Annotated in this window: 17 protein-coding genes; 7 read left to right on the top strand and 10 right to left on the bottom strand. The window is 65.2% G+C overall.

Going from position 1 to position 15640, the window contains the following annotated elements; all coding sequences use genetic code 11:
- The first annotated feature begins 70 nt into the window (after positions 1-70).
- On the top strand, positions 71-655 hold the full coding sequence (locus tag HOP58_RS09010) for a PRC-barrel domain containing protein (protein ID WP_141638675.1): 585 nt from the start codon (positions 71-73) through the stop codon (positions 653-655).
- 79 nt (positions 656-734) lie between these two features.
- Here HOP58_RS09010 and HOP58_RS09005 read toward each other — a convergent pair whose 3' ends face one another.
- The 9 genes from HOP58_RS09005 to HOP58_RS08965 all read right to left on the bottom strand — a co-directional run bounded on the left by HOP58_RS09005 (position 735) and on the right by HOP58_RS08965 (position 8343).
- Positions 735-2039 (bottom strand): lytic murein transglycosylase, encoded by a 1305-nt coding sequence (locus HOP58_RS09005; RefSeq protein ID WP_010629637.1) that lies wholly within the window; start codon positions 2037-2039, stop codon positions 735-737.
- A gap of 110 nt (positions 2040-2149) precedes the next feature.
- Entirely contained in the window at positions 2150-2554 is a 405-nt protein-coding gene (mnhG, locus tag HOP58_RS09000) for a monovalent cation/H(+) antiporter subunit G (protein ID WP_010629638.1), read from the bottom strand.
- Positions 2547-2816 (bottom strand): monovalent cation/H+ antiporter complex subunit F, encoded by a 270-nt coding sequence (locus HOP58_RS08995; protein WP_010629639.1) that lies wholly within the window; start codon positions 2814-2816, stop codon positions 2547-2549. The genes mnhG and HOP58_RS08995 overlap by 8 nt, the downstream gene beginning before the upstream one ends.
- Before the next feature lie 27 nt (positions 2817-2843).
- The gene (locus tag HOP58_RS08990; RefSeq protein WP_010629640.1) at positions 2844-3317 is read right to left on the bottom strand and encodes a Na+/H+ antiporter subunit E; all 474 of its coding nucleotides are present in this window, start codon (positions 3315-3317) and stop codon (positions 2844-2846) included.
- Positions 3314-4888, bottom strand: coding sequence for a Na+/H+ antiporter subunit D (locus tag HOP58_RS08985; protein WP_010629641.1), 1575 nt, complete (start codon positions 4886-4888; stop codon positions 3314-3316). The genes HOP58_RS08990 and HOP58_RS08985 overlap by 4 nt, the downstream gene beginning before the upstream one ends.
- Entirely contained in the window at positions 4885-5232 is a 348-nt protein-coding gene (locus HOP58_RS08980; protein ID WP_010629642.1) for a Na+/H+ antiporter subunit C, read from the bottom strand. Before HOP58_RS08980 ends, HOP58_RS08985 begins: the two co-directional genes overlap by 4 nt.
- 51 nt (positions 5233-5283) lie before the next feature.
- Positions 5284-5715, bottom strand: a complete 432-nt coding sequence (locus tag HOP58_RS08975) for a Na+/H+ antiporter subunit B (protein ID WP_010629643.1) — start codon at positions 5713-5715, stop codon at positions 5284-5286.
- A complete protein-coding gene (locus tag HOP58_RS08970; protein ID WP_010629644.1) occupies positions 5708-8041 on the bottom strand; it encodes a putative monovalent cation/H+ antiporter subunit A in 2334 nt (777 codons plus the stop codon). Before HOP58_RS08970 ends, HOP58_RS08975 begins: the two co-directional genes overlap by 8 nt.
- 23 nt (positions 8042-8064) lie before the next feature.
- A complete protein-coding gene (locus tag HOP58_RS08965; RefSeq protein WP_141638676.1) occupies positions 8065-8343 on the bottom strand; it encodes a hypothetical protein in 279 nt (92 codons plus the stop codon).
- A 144-nt stretch (positions 8344-8487) separates the two neighbouring features.
- Here HOP58_RS08965 and HOP58_RS08960 point away from each other — a divergent pair, with 144 nt between their 5' ends.
- The 6 genes from HOP58_RS08960 to HOP58_RS08935 are packed head-to-tail and all read left to right on the top strand — an operon-like array spanning position 8488 to position 14397.
- Positions 8488-11298, top strand: a complete 2811-nt coding sequence (locus HOP58_RS08960; protein ID WP_234252738.1) for a monovalent cation/H+ antiporter subunit A — start codon at positions 8488-8490, stop codon at positions 11296-11298.
- Complete coding sequence (locus HOP58_RS08955; RefSeq protein WP_010629646.1) at positions 11298-11642, top strand: Na+/H+ antiporter subunit C; 345 nt, start codon at positions 11298-11300, stop codon at positions 11640-11642. Before HOP58_RS08960 ends, HOP58_RS08955 begins: the two co-directional genes overlap by 1 nt.
- The gene (locus HOP58_RS08950) at positions 11639-13195 is read left to right on the top strand and encodes a monovalent cation/H+ antiporter subunit D (protein WP_010629647.1); all 1557 of its coding nucleotides are present in this window, start codon (positions 11639-11641) and stop codon (positions 13193-13195) included. The genes HOP58_RS08955 and HOP58_RS08950 overlap by 4 nt, the downstream gene beginning before the upstream one ends.
- On the top strand, positions 13192-13689 hold the full coding sequence (locus HOP58_RS08945; protein WP_010629648.1) for a Na+/H+ antiporter subunit E: 498 nt from the start codon (positions 13192-13194) through the stop codon (positions 13687-13689). Before HOP58_RS08950 ends, HOP58_RS08945 begins: the two co-directional genes overlap by 4 nt.
- Positions 13683-13952: a K+/H+ antiporter subunit F gene (locus HOP58_RS08940; RefSeq protein ID WP_010629649.1), complete on the top strand. Its 270-nt coding sequence runs from the start codon at positions 13683-13685 to the stop codon at positions 13950-13952. The genes HOP58_RS08945 and HOP58_RS08940 overlap by 7 nt, the downstream gene beginning before the upstream one ends.
- A gap of 10 nt (positions 13953-13962) precedes the next feature.
- The gene (locus tag HOP58_RS08935; RefSeq protein ID WP_010629650.1) at positions 13963-14397 is read left to right on the top strand and encodes a Na+/H+ antiporter subunit G; all 435 of its coding nucleotides are present in this window, start codon (positions 13963-13965) and stop codon (positions 14395-14397) included.
- A gap of 41 nt (positions 14398-14438) precedes the next feature.
- Here HOP58_RS08935 and hemH read toward each other — a convergent pair whose 3' ends face one another.
- Positions 14439-15512, bottom strand: coding sequence for a ferrochelatase (gene hemH, locus HOP58_RS08930; protein ID WP_010629651.1), 1074 nt, complete (start codon positions 15510-15512; stop codon positions 14439-14441).
- Positions 15513-15640: the final 128 nt, after the last annotated feature.

The following is a 15640-nucleotide window of genomic DNA, read 5'->3' as shown; positions in this document are numbered from 1 at the left end:
GTCACAGCCGCCCGAACATTGTTACATTTACTACACTATTCGTGTCACCAAGGATAAGGAGAGCGAAACGATGACATACCCCCGCATGAAAAGGATGCTCATTTCCGCCTCGGCCGGCCTGCTGCTTACCGGCCTTGCCACTGGCGTACAGGCGCAGTTCGAGCCTCAGGGGCTCTACTCCTCCCGGGCGCTCTTCGATGCCGAGGTGCATTTCGAGGCGGCACCGGACAGCCAGCCGGGCGAGGTGGTCGATATTCTGCTCGGCGATGATCGGCAGGTACATGCCATCGTCGTTCGCCCTGACGCCAACCTGGTAGAGAATGGCGACTACCTGGTGATCACCAACGCCCACTACCGGCTGATCAACTACGAGGATGATGGCGAAACGGTCCATGACATCATCGTCGATGCCGATCCGGAGTCGCTGGAGGCCATGCCGCGCTACGACCAGGAGTGGTGGGACATGGCGCGCGAGCGCACCCGCGAGGCGTGGCATAGCGCCGGAGAAGGCGCCGACAGCGCCTGGCAGCAGACCCGTCGCGGCGCCGATCGCGTCGGCGAAGGAGCCGAACAGGCCTGGGAGCGCACCCAGGAAGGCGCCGAACGGGCCGGACGTACTATCAGCGAGACCCTAGATCGCTGGACCAACAACTAGGCCCGCAGCTTGTTAAGCGCCTCATCTTGCCATAACTGGCGCCCCGCTCTGGCTCACCGGTCAGAGCGGGGTCACCGGTTCAACGCTGCAGCCGCTGCAGCAAGCTCAAGGTCGCGAAGCCGTCCGGCGTGACGCCGATGCTGCGCTGGTAATCGCGCAGGCCGCGCCGGGTATTCGGCCCCATCACACCATCAGGCGCACCGACATCGAAGCCACGGGCATTGAGCGCCTGCTGCATCTCACGTACCTGACTGCGCGAGAGCGGCTGCTCGTCGCGCGGCCAGTCACTGCGGATACCATCTCGTTCCGCGATCCTGTCGGCCAGGGTGCCCACTGCCAAGGCATAGCTGGTGGCGTTGTTGTAGCGCAGGATGGCACGGTAGTTGGGACCCACCAGGAAGGCCGGCCCTTGGGCGCCCGCCGGGGCCAGCACTGAGGCCTGGTCGAAGGCCGGCAGGCTGCCACCGCCGAGACGGCTTACCCCCTGTGCCGCCCACTCCTGGCTCGAACGCCGCGTGGTAAGTTCGGTCTGGGCATAGTCGAAATCACTCGGCAGCCGCACCTCGACGAACCAGGGCTGGCCGGGCTGCCAACCCGCCCGCGCCAGGTAGTTGGCGGTAGAAGCCATCACGTCCGGGATGCTGCCCCAGATATCACGGCGACCGTCGCCGTCACCATCCACCGCGTAAGCCTCGAAGCTGGAAGGAATGAACTGGGTGTGGCCCATGGCGCCGGCCCAGGAGCCGACCATGCGCTCGGGTGCAATGTCGCCGGCCTCGATGATGCGCAGCGCGGCCAGCAATTCACCGCGAGCGAAATCGCTGCGCCGGCCGTCGAAGGCCAGGGTCGCCAGCGCTTCCAGGGTAGAAAAATCGCCAAAATTGCCGCCGTAGTTGCTCTCGATGCCCCAGATCGCCACGATGATTTCGGCCGGCACGCCGTAACGCTGCTCCATGCGCCGAGCCGTGTCGCGATGCTCGGCCAGCTTGGCCCGCCCCTGGCTCACACGCGCCTGGGAAACGGCCGTCTCGAGATACTGCCAGATGGGACGTACGAACTCTGGCTGGGAACGGTCGAGTTCGATGACACGCGGCCGGTAACGCACACCATCCAGCGCCCGCGACAGGGTCGCCTCGCTGATGCCCTCCGCCCGAGCCTGACGACGGAAGTCGCGCAGCCAGGCCTGGAAGTCGGCAGGTGGGGCGGGCTCCGCCTCGCTGCGGGCAGGTGCGGTGGCATTGCTGGATGCCGAAGCGGCACTCGAATCGGCAGCGCTCGGCGGGCGCTCGTCGGCCGCCGCCTCCTGCACGGGCGTGATGGAGCCGGATTGACACCCGGCAAGAGCCAGGGTGAGTAGAGCGACTGGGAACAGAGGACGAATCATGGCGCGGTATTCCTTTACGTCGAAGGCCACCGATAATGGCGCAGAAGCGGTCTTCAGACCAGCCCTGCCGCACGCGGAAAGCGTCGCTTTGTGTAACCGCGTGCCTTACCTCACTTGGGGTCGTTCTCGCGCGGCTGATGCACCGCGTTGCTATCCGTTTCCAGACCGCTCTTGAGTTCGTGAGTGAGCGGGTCGTAGTTGGGTCTGAGCTCGTCCTTCACCGTACCGCTCCACAGCTTGGAGCCGACGAAGTAGCCCGCCCGGCCGATCACGTGAGCCGCCACCGGCGCGGTCATCAACACGAAGACGATGATGGCGAAGGCCCGCGCCACCACCGCCACCTCTCCGAAATGCACGGCCACCGCCAGCATGATCAGGATCACTCCCAGCGCCGCCGCCTTGGTGGTGGCATGCATGCGAGTGAGCAGATCGGGCAGACGCAGAATACCCAGCGCTGCCAGCAGCATGAAGATGGCACCGGTGAGGATCAGAAAGCCCTTGATGGTCTCAATCATCCCGCGGTCCTCCACGCTCCAGGAAACGGGCAAAGCCGATGGCGGCCAGAAAGCCCATCAGCGCGATCACGATGGCGGCATCCAGAAAGCTGGAGACGTCGGTGCGAATGGCATAGACGCCCACCAACCCCACCACGATGCTGGCGAACAGCTCCAGCGCCACCACTCGGTCGGGCAGGCTGGGACCTCTCACGACACGCACGAAGGCCAGGATCAGAGCGATGCCCATCAGCACCTGGCTTATCAGAATCACTGTAGCCATATCACTCCCCACTCGGCCTTGGCGTACTCAACGGAACAGCTCCAGTGCACGGTATTCCATTTCCTTGAGGTTGCGGCGCAGCTCCTCTTCATCGTCGAGGAACATGGCGTGGATGTAGAGCACCTTGCGGTCGTCGGAAACGTCCAGGCTCAAGGTGCCCGGGGTCAGCGAGATCAGGTTGGCGACCATGGTGATCTCCAGCTCGGTGCGCGCCTCGAGGGGCATGGCGATCACCCCCGGCTTCATGTGCCAGGGCGGAGTCAGGATATCGAACCCGACCCGCAGGTTGGCCTGCACCAGCTCCTTGATGAAGAAGCCGAGGAATCTGAGGATCCGCGGCACCCGCGCCGGATAGCCGGTCAGGGCGTCGACCTGCGGTTCGATCAGTACCAGGGTGATGTAGCCGAAGACCAGCCCGACCACCAGGTTGAGCCCCGAGAAGTCGCCGGAAAGGATGACCCAGGCCATCGCCAGCAGCAGGTTCCAGATAGCTCCCGTCATGGCGACACCTCCTCATCCGGCGCTTCGATCAGAGCGTCCTCGACCCCGACCTCGGCACCCAGCACCGCTTCGATATACCCCTGCGGGTTCATCAGCTGATCGCCGATCTGATTCATCATCGCCATCAGCGGCTCGGCGAGCACGCCGATCAGCAGCGCAAACAGGGCCAGCACCGCCACCGGCAGATACATCAGCCACAGACTCGGCGGCACCATGCGGCTGTCGTCACCCACCACCACCTCTTCGGGGGGTACCAGGTTGTCCTCTGGCAGGGACTTCCAGAATACCTCGTTCCAGATCTTGACCATGGAATAGAGGGTCATCAGCCCCACCAGCAGCGCCACCGCGGTCACCACATAGGCTTCCGCCTCGATGCCCGCGCGCACGATGACGAACTTGGCGAAGAAGCCCGACAGCGGCGGCACCCCGGCCAGCGAGAAGGCGGAGAGGAAGAAGGCCACCGCCAGCCAGGGACGCTCGCGATAGAGTCCGCCCATCTTCTTCAGCTCGTAGGTACCCTGCAAGCGCCGGGTAATGCCGCTGATGAGGAACAGGTTGGTCTTGACCACCATATTGTGCATCACGGCGAAGATGCCCCCGGCGATGGCCAGCGGGGTATACAGTGCCAGACCGAGAATCATGTAGCCGATCTGGCTGACGATGTGGAACGACAGGATGCGGCGGAATTCGAACTGCGCCGCAGCCCCCAGCACACCGGTGACCATGGTCAGGGCGGCGCCCCAGATCAGCAGCTCCTGGGTGTAGCCGAGGGTCTGGTCGAACAGCAGGGTGAAGAAGCGGAACAGGGCGTAGACGCCGACCTTGGTCAGCAGCCCGGCGAACAGCGCCGACACCGCCACGGGCGGCGTGTGGTAGGAAGCCGGCAGCCAGAAGAACAACGGGAACGCCGCCGCCTTGATGCCGAAGGCGACCATGAACATCACCGCCAGTACCTCGACCATGCCCTGGTGTTCGGCCACGGCCAGGCGCTGGGCGGCATCCGCCATGTTGAGCGTACCGACCATGCCGTAGAGTAGCCCCACCGCGGAGAGAAAGATCACCGAGGCCAGCAGATTGAGGGTGACGTACTTGATCGCCCCCTCCATCTGCGCCTTCTCGCCGCCGAGAATCAGCAGCGCGAAGGAGGCCACCAGCATCACTTCGAACCAGACATAGAGGTTGAACACGTCGCCGGTGAGAAAGGCGCCGGCGACGCCGGCCAGCAGCAGGTGCATCAGCGGGTAGTAGCCGAAGCGCTCGTGGCCGGGGCCGGTCGAAGCCAGCGAATAGATCGACAGTACCAGTCCCATGATACCGGTGAGCACGATCATCACCGCGCTGAGCATGTCAGCTACCAGGGTGATGCCGAAGGGAGCCTGCCAACCCCCCATCTGGATCACCACGTAACCCTCCTGGGTTACGGACACCAGCAGCCACAGCGACACGCCGAGCAGTGCGAGGTTACCGGCCACGGCAGTGAAACGCTGCATGGGACGAGAGCGCCAGAACAGCAGCGAAATGGCCCCCGACAGCAGCGGCAGAAGAACGGGAAGGGCGACTTCGGGCCTCACGTATCGGTTTCCTTCATCTTGTCCAGGTCATCGGCCTTGACGATTTCGTAGGCCCGGCGAATCAGCACCACGGCGAACGCCAACACGCCGAAGGCGATCACGATGGCGGTCAATACCACGGCCTGGGGCAAGGGGTCGGCCACCGGGCCCAACGGCGCCGCGAGCCCCTCGGGGATCAGCGGCGGCGCGCCGCGGGTCATGCCGGCAGTGGTGAAGATCAGCAGATTGGCGGCGTTGGAGAGCAGCATCAGCCCGATCACCAGCTTGACGATCGAACGCCGCAACATGAGAAAGATGGCGGCCGCATAGAGCAGGCCAACGGCCACGGCCATTACCGGTTCCATCGCGTTCCTCCCTCCGAAGTCGTGGATGAGGCACCCGCAGCGCCCACGTGCTCAAGGTTCATCCTTGTCCACCTCCATCAGCGTCATGACCATGGCCAGTACCGAGCCCAGCACGGCGAGATAGACCCCGATGTCGAAGATCAGCGGGGTCGAGGCGTAGAAATCGACGCCCGGGATCGTCCACCACTGGGCGGTGAGGAAGGGCTGATCGACGAACCAGGCGGGGAACACCGAGATCATGCCGAGCAGCAACCCCATGCCGATCAGATCGCGGGGGTCGACCATGCGCAGCACCTCGCGGGTGGCGCTGACGCCGAAGGCGAACAGGTAGAGCGTGAAGGCCCCCGCCGCCACCAGCCCGGCGATGAAACCGCCGCCGGGCTCGTCGTGGCCACGCAGCAGCAGGAACACGGAGAACAGCAGCTGCAGCGGCATCAGGATACGCGCCGCCGTGTGCAGTATCAGCGTACCGGACTTAACCATGGCTCGACTCCTTCTCCTGCGCCGTCGGCTTGGCCGGCTTCACCGGCGCCCTCAGCTTGAGCATGGCGATGACCCCGATGGCGGCCAGGGCCAGCACGAAGATCTCGCCCAAGGTATCCAGCGAGCGGTAATCGACCAGGATCACGTTGACGATGTTGCGCCCGTGGGCCAGCGGCACGCTGTTCTCGATCATGTACTCGGAGATCGGCACGAACTGGTCGATGCCCCAGGCGGTAAGGATCAACAGCGTGACCAGCACGCCCACGCTGCCCGCCACCAGCACGTCACGCACCCGCTCCAGCGGCGTCGACAGGCTGGCGAAGCGCGGCAGGCGGAACAGCACCAGCACCAGCAGGATGACCGTCAGGGTTTCCACCAGCAGCTGAGTGATACCCAGGTCCGGAGCGCTGAACAGGATGAAGGTGAGCGCGATGGAGAAGCCCATGATGCCCACCGACACCACCGCGCTGAGCCGCGAGCGGGCGACGGCGGCGAACAATGCGCCGAGCACCATCATGGCGACCACCACCACTTCGTGGAAGCGCACGTCGAGTTCGAAGGCGATCTCCAGCGGATGCCTGAGCAGCAGCGAGTTGCCCAGCAGCGCGATCAGCACCAGCACCATCACCAGGATGTAATTGCGCATGTAGCCGTTCTGCAGAATACGGGTCTGCCACTCGGACACCACCGTGATCCAGTGCATGAACGCCTCGTAGCCCGCTTCCGGGCCGCGCGCCATGACCGGATCGAGCCGTGCCAGATGAGCGCGCACGCGGTCCCAGCGCTTGAACAGCAGGTAGCCCAGCGCCAGGGTCACGATCGACATGACCAGCGGCAGATTGATGCCGTGCCACAAGGAGAGGTAGACGGTCACCGGCTCGCCCATGACCGCCGAGGCGGCTGCCGTGAGCACCCCCATGCCGGCGATCACCGGCACCACGCCGAGCAGCAGCGACAGCGCCGCCAGACAGGCCGGGCCCAGCAGCATCGACAGCGGCGCCTCGTGCGCCACCCGCGGCGTCGCCCGACGCTCGCCGAAGAACGGCCGCAGCGCGATGATCGCAGCCACGGCGATGGTCAAAAACGCCGAGACGAAGGCCAGCAGCAGCACCAGCCAGCCGAAGGTCTGCGCATCGAGGGCCGCCTCGAACATCATCTCCTTGGCGATGAAGCCGAACAGCGGTGGCGCCCCGGCCAGCGACAGCGCGGCGATGACGGCAACCACCGCCGTCACCGGCATCAGCGGTCGCAAGCCGCCCATGGCGGTGATGTCCTTGGTGCCGGTCTCGTGATCGAGGATACCGGCCACCATGAACAGCGCGCCCTTGTACAGCGAGTGGGCGAGCAGGAAGGTGACGAAGGTGATCAACGCCCCCTCGGTGCCGATACCGAGCAGCATCGTCAGGGTGCCGAGCGCCATCACCGTGGAGTAGGCCAGCATCTTCTTGATGTTGGTGTGACGGATGGCCAGGAAGGCGCCGGTGAACATGGTCAGGGCACCGACCACCGACAGAATGCCGACCCACGCCTCGGTGCCGCCGAGGCTCGGATGCAGGCGGGCCAGCAGGTAGATGCCCGCCTTGACCATGGTGGCCGAGTGCAGATAGGCCGACACCGGCGTGGGGGCGGCCATGGCATTGGGCAACCAGAAGTGGAACGGGAACTGCGCCGACTTGGTGAAGGCCGCCAGCAGCAGGCACAGCAGCATCGGCAGGTAGAGATCGTGCTCGCGCAGGTCGATGCCGCCGGCGCTGATCTCGGCCAGCGACCAGCTGCCACTGGCGTTGCCCAACAGCACCAGCCCCGCCATCAGCGCCAGCCCGCCGGCGAAGGTGACGAACAGCCCCTGACGCGCCGACTTGCGCGCCTCGATGTCGGCATGGCTGAAGCCGATCAGCAGGTAAGAGGTGATGCTGGTCAGTTCCCAGAACACGAACAGGGTCAGCAGGCCATCGGCCAACACCAGGCCCAGCATCGACACCATGAAGGCCAGGATGACGATGTGGAAGCGCACCAGATCGCGATGCCCCTTGAGATAGCCGCCCGCATAGATCAGCACGAAGGTGCCGATCACGGTGATCAGCAGCGCGAACAACAGCGCCAGGCCATCGATGACGAAGCTCAGGCTCATGCCCAGCGACGGCACCCAGTCGAGTTCGAGAAAGAGTACTTCGCCGCGCATCACCGTCGGCACCTGGCCCAGGAACCAGAGTGCCAGCGCGGCCGGAAACGCGGCCAGCACGAAGCTGGCACGCCCACCGAACCAGCGGTGCAGCAACGGCGCAAAGGCGGCCAGCACGAATCCCGATAGCACGGCTAGTTGCATCATGCAGTTCCCTTCTGTTCAGTTCATCGTCCGGACATGGCGCCTCGCCACCTCGCAGCGCCGACATCGACGGCAGAGCCTGCCGGGACGTCCGGGTATCCCCCGCACAGCGTGACGTCGCGATTAAAGAAATCCGTGCTGCGGCCGAAAAAATACGCCCAAAGGATGAGCGTCGGCAGCCGGGCCAAACCTGTATATTGCAGCGCAAAAGGATTAGACTTTGCGCCGCGGCTGGCTACGGTGAGCGTTGATTTCACGACGAAACGGCTTGCTAGTATAGCGATTTCAAAACGTTTCTTCATTACACCGTTCCCAACGACCCGGCCCTGCGCTCCTCGATCGATACCATTAGCCTGTGTGCGCGGTGCTCGGGCAGATTACGCCACGACGGATCTCTCTGTGCTGTGGTGCGACGCATCGACCGCCGCCAGAATGGACGAACCGCCATGTCGTTGCTGTGGATCCCCCTGCTTACCATTGCCGGTATCTTCGTGCCGGTGATGACCTCGCGCCACGGCCGCAAAGCCTGCGTCACCGCCACGCTGATCGCCCCGCTGCTCGCCCTCGGCCTGGTGCTGCTGCACGCCCCGGCCGTGCTCGGCGGCGACGTGGTCAGCCTACGCATACCCTGGATGCCCCTGCTGGGCCTGGATCTCGCGCTGCGGATCGACGGCCTCACACTGCTCTTCTCCCTGCTCATCCTGGGTATCGGTAGCCTGATCCTGCTGTACGCCGGCTTCTATCTCTCGGCCGAGGAGGACGACGGCCGTTTCCTCGCCTACATGATGCTGTTCATGACCGCCATGCTCGGCATCGCCATGGCCGACAACCTGATCCTGCTGTGGCTGTTCTGGGAGCTCACCAGCATCTCCTCGTTCCTGCTGATCGGCTTCTGGGGCCACCGCAGCGATGCCCGGCGTGGCGCACGCATGGCGTTGACCGTCACCGGTGCCGGCGGCCTCGCCCTGCTGGCCGGCATCCTGCTGATCGGCCAGGCGGTGGGCAGCTTCGCCATGGGTGACGTGCTGGCGGCTGGCGATCTTATCCGCGCCTCGGAGCACTATCCGCTGATCGTGGCCCTGGTGCTGCTGGGCGCCTTCACCAAGTCGGCGCAGTTCCCATTCCACTTCTGGCTGCCCCACGCCATGGCCGCCCCTACGCCCGTATCGGCGTTCCTGCACTCGGCCACCATGGTCAAGGCAGGCGTGCTGCTGATGGCGCGTCTCAACCCGGCGCTGGGCGACACCGCGCTGTGGGCGGTCAGCCTGTCGCTGGTGGGTCTGGCCACTATGCTCTACGCCGCCTGGTTCGCCCTGCTCGAGCGCGACCTGAAGGGCATTCTGGCCTTCTCCACCGTCAGCCACCTGGGCCTGATCACGCTGCTGCTGGGGCTCGGCAGTCCGCTGGCCATCGTTGCCGCCGTGTTTCACATCCTCAATCATGCCACCTTCAAGGCGGCGCTGTTCATGATGGTCGGCATCATCGACCATGAAACCGGCACCCGCGACATCGACCGGCTCGGCGCGCTGTGGTCGATGATGCCGCTGACCGGCACCATGACCATTCTGGCCGGCTCCGCCATGGCCGGTTTCCCGCCGTTCAACGGCTTCCTGTCGAAGGAGATGCTGTTCGAAGAGAGCCTGCTCAACAACCTGCTCGGCGCACTGAGCATCGTCATCCCGCTGCTGGTGGTGGTGGCTGCCATGCTCTCGGTGGCCTACTCGCTGCGGTTGATCTGGAGCCTGTTCTTCGCCGAGCCCAAACTGACCCGCGAGCAGAAAGCGCTGCCACCGATGAAGGTGCACGACCCGTCGCGGGGCATGCTGGCCCCCGGGCTGTTCCTGGCCGCCATGAGCCTGCTGGTGGGACTGTTCCCGATGACCCTGGCGGCCCCGCTGCTGCACGCGGCGAGCCTCGCCGTGCAGGGCGAGACCACCCCGGTGGTCAGCCTGGCCCTGTGGCACGGCCTCAACCTGCCGCTACTGATGAGCGTGGCTGCAGTGGCCGGCGGCGTGCTGGTGCTGCGCCAGCATCGGCGTCTGGCCGGCATCGCCGCCCTGTTCCATGAGCGCAACGCCGGGCTGATCTTCGAGGCAGCGGTGCAGCGGCTGATCAAGGCGACCCTGTGGCTGACCCTGCGCCTGGAGAACGGCTCCCTGCAGCGTTACCAGGCGCTGCTGATCCTGAGCGCCCTGGCCATGGCCGCCATCGGCCTGACCCAACTGGAGTCGCTGACCGGCGAGCGCGGCCAGCAGCCGCTCGACGGCATGCTGTTCCTCGGCGCCGGCCTGATGGTGTTCGGCGCCATCGGTAGCGCCCTGAGTCATCGCTGGCGGCTGGTGTCGCTGCTGATGCTCTCGGTGGTGGGACTGTCGGTCTCGCTGACCTTCGTGCGCTTCTCCGCTCCCGACCTGGCCCTGACCCAACTGTCGGTGGAGGTCGCCTCGATGATCCTGATGATCCTGGCGCTGTTCTTCCTGCCTCAGCGCCCACCGCTGCTGGTCTCGAGCCGACGCATTCTACGTGACCTGATACTCGCCACCTCGCTGGGTCTGGTGGTGGCCATGCTCAACTACGCCCTGTTGACCCGAGAGACCCTGACCATCGCCGACTACTTCCTGCGCGAGAGCGTGCCCGGCGGCGGCGGCACCAACGTGGTCAACGTCATCCTGGTCGACTTCCGCGGCTTCGATACCCTGGGCGAGATCACCGTGCTCACCCTGGCCGGCCTCGCCACCTTCAAGCTGCTCAACCGTCTGCGCCTGTTCATGCCCTCGGGCAACATCGAGGGTATCCGCTGGTCGCGGCATCGCTATCCGCTGATCCTGTCGGTGGTGGCCCAGATCCTGCTGCCGCTGGCGTTGCTGGTGTCGGTGTACATCTTCCTGCGTGGCCACAACCAGCCGGGCGGCGGCTTCATCGCCGGGTTGATCACCGCCACCGCGCTGATCCTGCAGTACATGGCACGCGGCCACGACTGGACCCGCGAGCGACTGCCGATCTCCTATCCGATCGTTGCCGTATCGGGGCTGGCCGTGGCGCTGGCCACGGGCCTGGGCAGTTGGCTGTTCGGCTTCCCCTTCCTGACCTCGGCCTTCGGCCATTTCCACCTGCCCGTGGTAGGAGAGTTCGAGCTGGCCACGGCGATGCTGTTCGACGTCGGCGTCTATCTCGCCGTGGTGGGTGCCGTGCTGATGATCCTGATCAACCTGGGCCGCGTCACCACGGTCAATCGCCCAACGCTGGAGGAACGCTGATGGAAGCCCTGTTCTCCCTCGTCGTCGGCGTGCTCACGGCGAGTGGCATCTATCTGCTGCTGCGCGGGCGCACCTTCCCTGTCATCGTCGGCCTGGCACTGCTCGGCTACGCGGTGAACCTGTTCCTGTTCTCCACCGGCGGGCTCAATACTCACGCAGCGGCGGTGATCGGCGACTCGATCACCCCCACCGACCCGCTACCCCAGGCCCTGGTGCTCACCGCCATCGTGATCGGCTTCGCCATGACCGCTTTCGTCGTGATCCTGGCGATCCGCGCCCGCGGCGACCTCGGCTCCGACCATGTCGACGGCCAGCAAGGCGAGGATGGAGACGCCCCACGATGAACCAGCATCTGATTTCTCTGCCCATCCTGCTGCCGATGTTCAGCGCCCTGGTGCTGCTGCTGTCGGGCAAGGCCAGCGACCGGACTCACCGTCGCCTGAGCATCGCCTTCACCACCCTGCTGGTCATCGTCACCCTGCTGCTGTTGCAGCAGGCGGCCAGCGGCGAACTGACCTTCTACGCACTGGGCAACTGGCAGGCCCCCTTCGGCATCGTGCTGATGCTCGACCGCCTCTCGGCGCTCATGCTGGGCCTGACCGCCGTGCTGGCGCTGGGCTGCGTGATCTTCGCCAGCGCCGGTGACGACGTCCGCGGCAGCAACTTCCACGGCCTCTTCCAACTGCAGCTGATGGGGTTGAACGGCGCCTTTCTCACCGGCGACATCTTCAACCTGTTCGTCTTCTTCGAGATCACGCTGCTCGCCTCCTATGCCCTGCTGATGCACGGCGGCGGCAAGGAGCGGGTCGGCGCCGGGCTGCACTACGTGATCCTCAACGTGGCCGGCTCGGCGCTGTTCCTGATCGCACTGGGCGTGCTGTATGGAGCGACCGGTACCCTCAACATGGCGGACATGGGACGTCGGGTCGCCACCATGTCCGGCGACCAGGCCGCCCTGGTCACTGCCGGCGCCCTGCTGCTGATCGTGGTGTTCAGCCTCAAGGCCGCCCTGCTGCCGCTCTACTTCTGGCTGCCGCGCACCTACTCCTCGGCACCCGCACCGGTGGCGGCGCTGTTCGCCATCATGACAAAGCTCGGCCTCTACGCCATTCTCCGCGTGCACAGCCTGATCTTTGCCGACAGCGACGCCGAATCCGCCATACAGGGCTGGCTGTGGTGGTCGGGGCTGGCCACCATCCTGCTGGCCGCCATCGGTGTACTGGCGGCCCGCGACCTGCGCCCCCTGGTGGCCTACCTGGTGCTGATCTCGGTAGGCACCCTGCTGGCGGCCGCCAGCCTGGGTACCACCGCTGCCACAACCGCCCTGCTCTACTACCTGCCCCACACCACGCTGATCTGCGGCGTGCTGTTCTTGATCGCCGAGCTGATCGGTCAGCAGCGCGGCAAGGCCGGTACGCGTCTGGTGCGCGCCCGCCGGTTGCACCAGCGCTACCTGCTCGGCGGTCTGTTCCTGGCCGCAGCGGTCGGCGTGGTCGGTCTGCCCCCGCTGGCCGGCTCCCTGGCTAAGCTGCTGCTGATGCAGGCCGCAGAGGGCAGCGCCCGGCTATGGCTGTGGCCGCTGCTGCTGCTGGCCGGCCTGAGCGCCCTGATCGCCATGTCGCGGGCGGGGTCGGTATTCTTCTGGGCCAGCTACAAAGGCGAGGTGGCCTCCGGCAAGGTCACCCGCCCCCAGCTCGTCGGCGTGATCTGGCTGCTGGCCAGCGCTCCCCTGCTGGTCGTCTTCGCCGGGCCCATCAGCCACTACGCCCAAGCCACCGCGGAGCAGCTGGCCATGCCCCAGGTCGTGATTCAGCAGTTGCTGAGCGACGAACCGACCCGGGATCTGGTGCAGTCTCGCCAGCCGCTCCATGACGAGACGCAGGGAGACACGCTATGAAGGCCATGGGACGTTTCCTGCCCACCCCCACCCTGTCGCTGGTGCTGCTGGTGGTATGGCTGTTGATGGTGCGCAGCATCGCACCCGGCCAGCTGCTGCTCGGCACGGTGCTGGCCGTGGGCATTCCGCTGTTGACGCAGGGTTTCTGGGAGCCGCTGCCGCGGGTCAAGCATCCGCTCAAACTGGTCTGGTTCGTGCTCGTGGTGATGTGGGACATCGTCAAGGCCAACGTGCATGTCAGCCTGCTGATCCTGCTGCCGCGGCGCGAACCGCACCCGGGCTTCGTCGAGTACCCGCTGGAGGTGAAGGACCGCCTGGCCATCACCCTGCTGGCCAACACCATCACCATGACGCCGGGCACGGTATCGACCAACATCCGTCTCGACGGCTCTTCGCTGCTGATCCATGTCCTCGACCTCGACGACGAACAGGCCCTGATCCGCGAGATCCGCGATCGCTACGAGCGCCCGCTCAAGGAGATCTTCGAATGCTAGACACAGCCTTGCTGATCAGCCTGACGCTCATCGTGCTGGCCATGGCCATGAACGTCTATCGCCTGGCCATCGGCCCGGACGTACCCGACCGTCTGCTGGCCCTCGATACGCTCTACGTCAACTCGATCGCCCTGATCGTGCTGCTGGGGCTGTGGCTCAACACCAAGACCTACTTCGAGGCGGCGATCCTGATCGCCATGCTTGGGTTCATCGGCACCATGGCCGTTTGCCGCTATCTGCTGCGCGGCGACATCATCGAATAGGGGACACCACATGACCTTCTACGTCATTGCCGAAGGTGTGATCGCCTTCCTGCTGATAGCCGGCGGGGTGTTCGCTTTCACCGGCTCGCTGGGGATGCTGCAGTTCAAGGACTTTTTCATGCGCCTGCACGGCCCCACCAAGGGCACCACGCTGGGCATCGGCTGTGTGCTGATCGCCTCGATGATCTACTTCACCATCACCCAGCGCGAGCTGCACGTGCAGGAGCTGCTGATCACCCTGTTTCTGTTCATCACCGCCCCGGTGACGGGGCACATGCTGGCCAAGACCGGGCTGCACATGCACCTGCGCTTCACCACCGGCACCCGCGGCTCGGTGCCGGAGTTCCGCGACGAGGACGTGGGCCAGAGCCGGGTGGCGCGTCCGGCCCGCGCCAAACATCCCTGGAAGTATCGCAAGCAGAAGCGTTCGCGCCTGTTCCGCTGAAACGAGAGCCGATCAGGTGGCCTGATCGGCTCTCTCCCGCTTCACGCCCAGCCGCCCAGCTCGTTGTCGATGATCGCCAGCAACGCCTGGATATGATCGTCGCGGTCGTTGAGACAGGGAATGTAGGTGAAACGCTCTCCCCCCGCGGCGAGGAAGCTGTCGCGAATCTCCTCGTTGATCTCCTCCAGGGTCTCGACACAGTCGGCGGAGAAGGCCGGGGAAATCACCGCAATGTGTTTCCTGCCCTGGCGCGCCAGCTCGGCCACGTGGTCGACGGTCTGCGGGCCGACCCACTCCTCGGGGCCGAACTGCGACTGAAAGGCGGTCTGAATCTCGCCCTCCGCCCAGCCAAGCCGTTCGCGCAGCAGTCGCGTGGTCTTCTGGCACTGGCAGTGGTAGGGGTCGCCCTCGAGCAGAAAGCGCTTGGGCACGCCGTGGTACGAGGCCACCAGCACTTCCGGTGCCGACTCGGCCGCGGCGTAGGCCTCACGCACCGAGTTGCTCAGCGCCTCGAGATAGGCCGGGTGCTCGAAGTAGGCCGGCACGGTACGAATCGCCGGCTGCCACTTGAGCTTCATCAGGGTGCGGAAGGCGTGGTCGTTGGCCGTGGCCGTGGTCGGCGAGGCGTATTGCGGATAGAGCGGAAAGAACAGGATGCGCTCGCAGCCCTCGGCCTGCAGGCGCCGCAGCACGCTGTCCGTGGAAGGGTTACCGTAGCGCATGCAGAAGTCCACCAGCACCTGCTCGCCATGGCGCGCCTTCAGCCCCTCGGCCACCTTGCGCGTCTGGTCACGGGTGATGGTCAGCAGCGGACTCTCGTTCTTCTCGGTGTTCCAGATGCCGCGATAGGCCTCGCCCGACTTGAATGGCCGGCGCGAAAGAATGATCAGCTGCAGCAGCGGCTGCCACTTCCAACTGGGATAGTCGACTACTCGTTTGTCGGAGAGAAACTCACTCAGATAGCGCCGCATCGACCAGTAATCGGTGGCATCCGGCGTGCCCAGGTTGACCAGCACCACACCTACCCTGGGCCGGGCCACCGCGGGATGATCCGCCGGAGCATGAGTCGGACGTTGACGCTCCGGCGAGCCCGATACCTCTTGCGATGCGACCATGCGCTGCGCTCCTCGTGACGTAAGTTCAAGGAGCGCCATTGTATCAGGCAAGGTTCGTCAGGGGCATCGAGTTATACTATGAAGTCGATTTGTATAACTTGGATCAAGGTTATTGCTCGACCAGACTT

Origin of the sequence: Halomonas sp. MCCC 1A11062 (genome assembly GCF_021404355.1) — a bacterium.
GTDB classification, from domain to species: Bacteria; Pseudomonadota; Gammaproteobacteria; order Pseudomonadales; family Halomonadaceae; genus Halomonas; species Halomonas aerodenitrificans.
The sequence above is the reverse complement of the archived record's forward strand: the minus strand, read 5'-3'. Positions and strand labels throughout refer to the sequence as shown.

Bases quoted from the DNA above. Each gene is read 5' to 3' on its own strand.
- HOP58_RS09010 (WP_141638675.1), top strand. From the start codon at position 71: ATGACATACCCCCGCATGAAAAGGATGCTCATTTCCGCCTCGGCCGGC.
- HOP58_RS09005 (WP_010629637.1), bottom strand. From the start codon at position 2,039: ATGATTCGTCCTCTGTTCCCAGTCGCTCTACTCACCCTGGCTCTTGCC.
- mnhG (WP_010629638.1), bottom strand. From the start codon at position 2,554: ATGATTGAGACCATCAAGGGCTTTCTGATCCTCACCGGTGCCATCTTC.
- HOP58_RS08995 (WP_010629639.1), bottom strand. From the start codon at position 2,816: ATGGCTACAGTGATTCTGATAAGCCAGGTGCTGATGGGCATCGCTCTG.
- HOP58_RS08990 (WP_010629640.1), bottom strand. From the start codon at position 3,317: ATGACGGGAGCTATCTGGAACCTGCTGCTGGCGATGGCCTGGGTCATC.
- HOP58_RS08980 (WP_010629642.1), bottom strand. From the start codon at position 5,232: ATGGAACCGGTAATGGCCGTGGCCGTTGGCCTGCTCTATGCGGCCGCC.
- HOP58_RS08975 (WP_010629643.1), bottom strand. From the start codon at position 5,715: ATGGTTAAGTCCGGTACGCTGATACTGCACACGGCGGCGCGTATCCTG.
- HOP58_RS08970 (WP_010629644.1), bottom strand. From the start codon at position 8,041: ATGCAACTAGCCGTGCTATCGGGATTCGTGCTGGCCGCCTTTGCGCCG.
- HOP58_RS08965 (WP_141638676.1), bottom strand. From the start codon at position 8,343: ATGAAGAAACGTTTTGAAATCGCTATACTAGCAAGCCGTTTCGTCGTG.
- HOP58_RS08960 (WP_234252738.1), top strand. From the start codon at position 8,488: ATGTCGTTGCTGTGGATCCCCCTGCTTACCATTGCCGGTATCTTCGTG.
- HOP58_RS08955 (WP_010629646.1), top strand. From the start codon at position 11,298: ATGGAAGCCCTGTTCTCCCTCGTCGTCGGCGTGCTCACGGCGAGTGGC.
- HOP58_RS08950 (WP_010629647.1), top strand. From the start codon at position 11,639: ATGAACCAGCATCTGATTTCTCTGCCCATCCTGCTGCCGATGTTCAGC.
- HOP58_RS08945 (WP_010629648.1), top strand. From the start codon at position 13,192: ATGAAGGCCATGGGACGTTTCCTGCCCACCCCCACCCTGTCGCTGGTG.
- HOP58_RS08940 (WP_010629649.1), top strand. From the start codon at position 13,683: ATGCTAGACACAGCCTTGCTGATCAGCCTGACGCTCATCGTGCTGGCC.
- HOP58_RS08935 (WP_010629650.1), top strand. From the start codon at position 13,963: ATGACCTTCTACGTCATTGCCGAAGGTGTGATCGCCTTCCTGCTGATA.
- hemH (WP_010629651.1), bottom strand. From the start codon at position 15,512: ATGGTCGCATCGCAAGAGGTATCGGGCTCGCCGGAGCGTCAACGTCCG.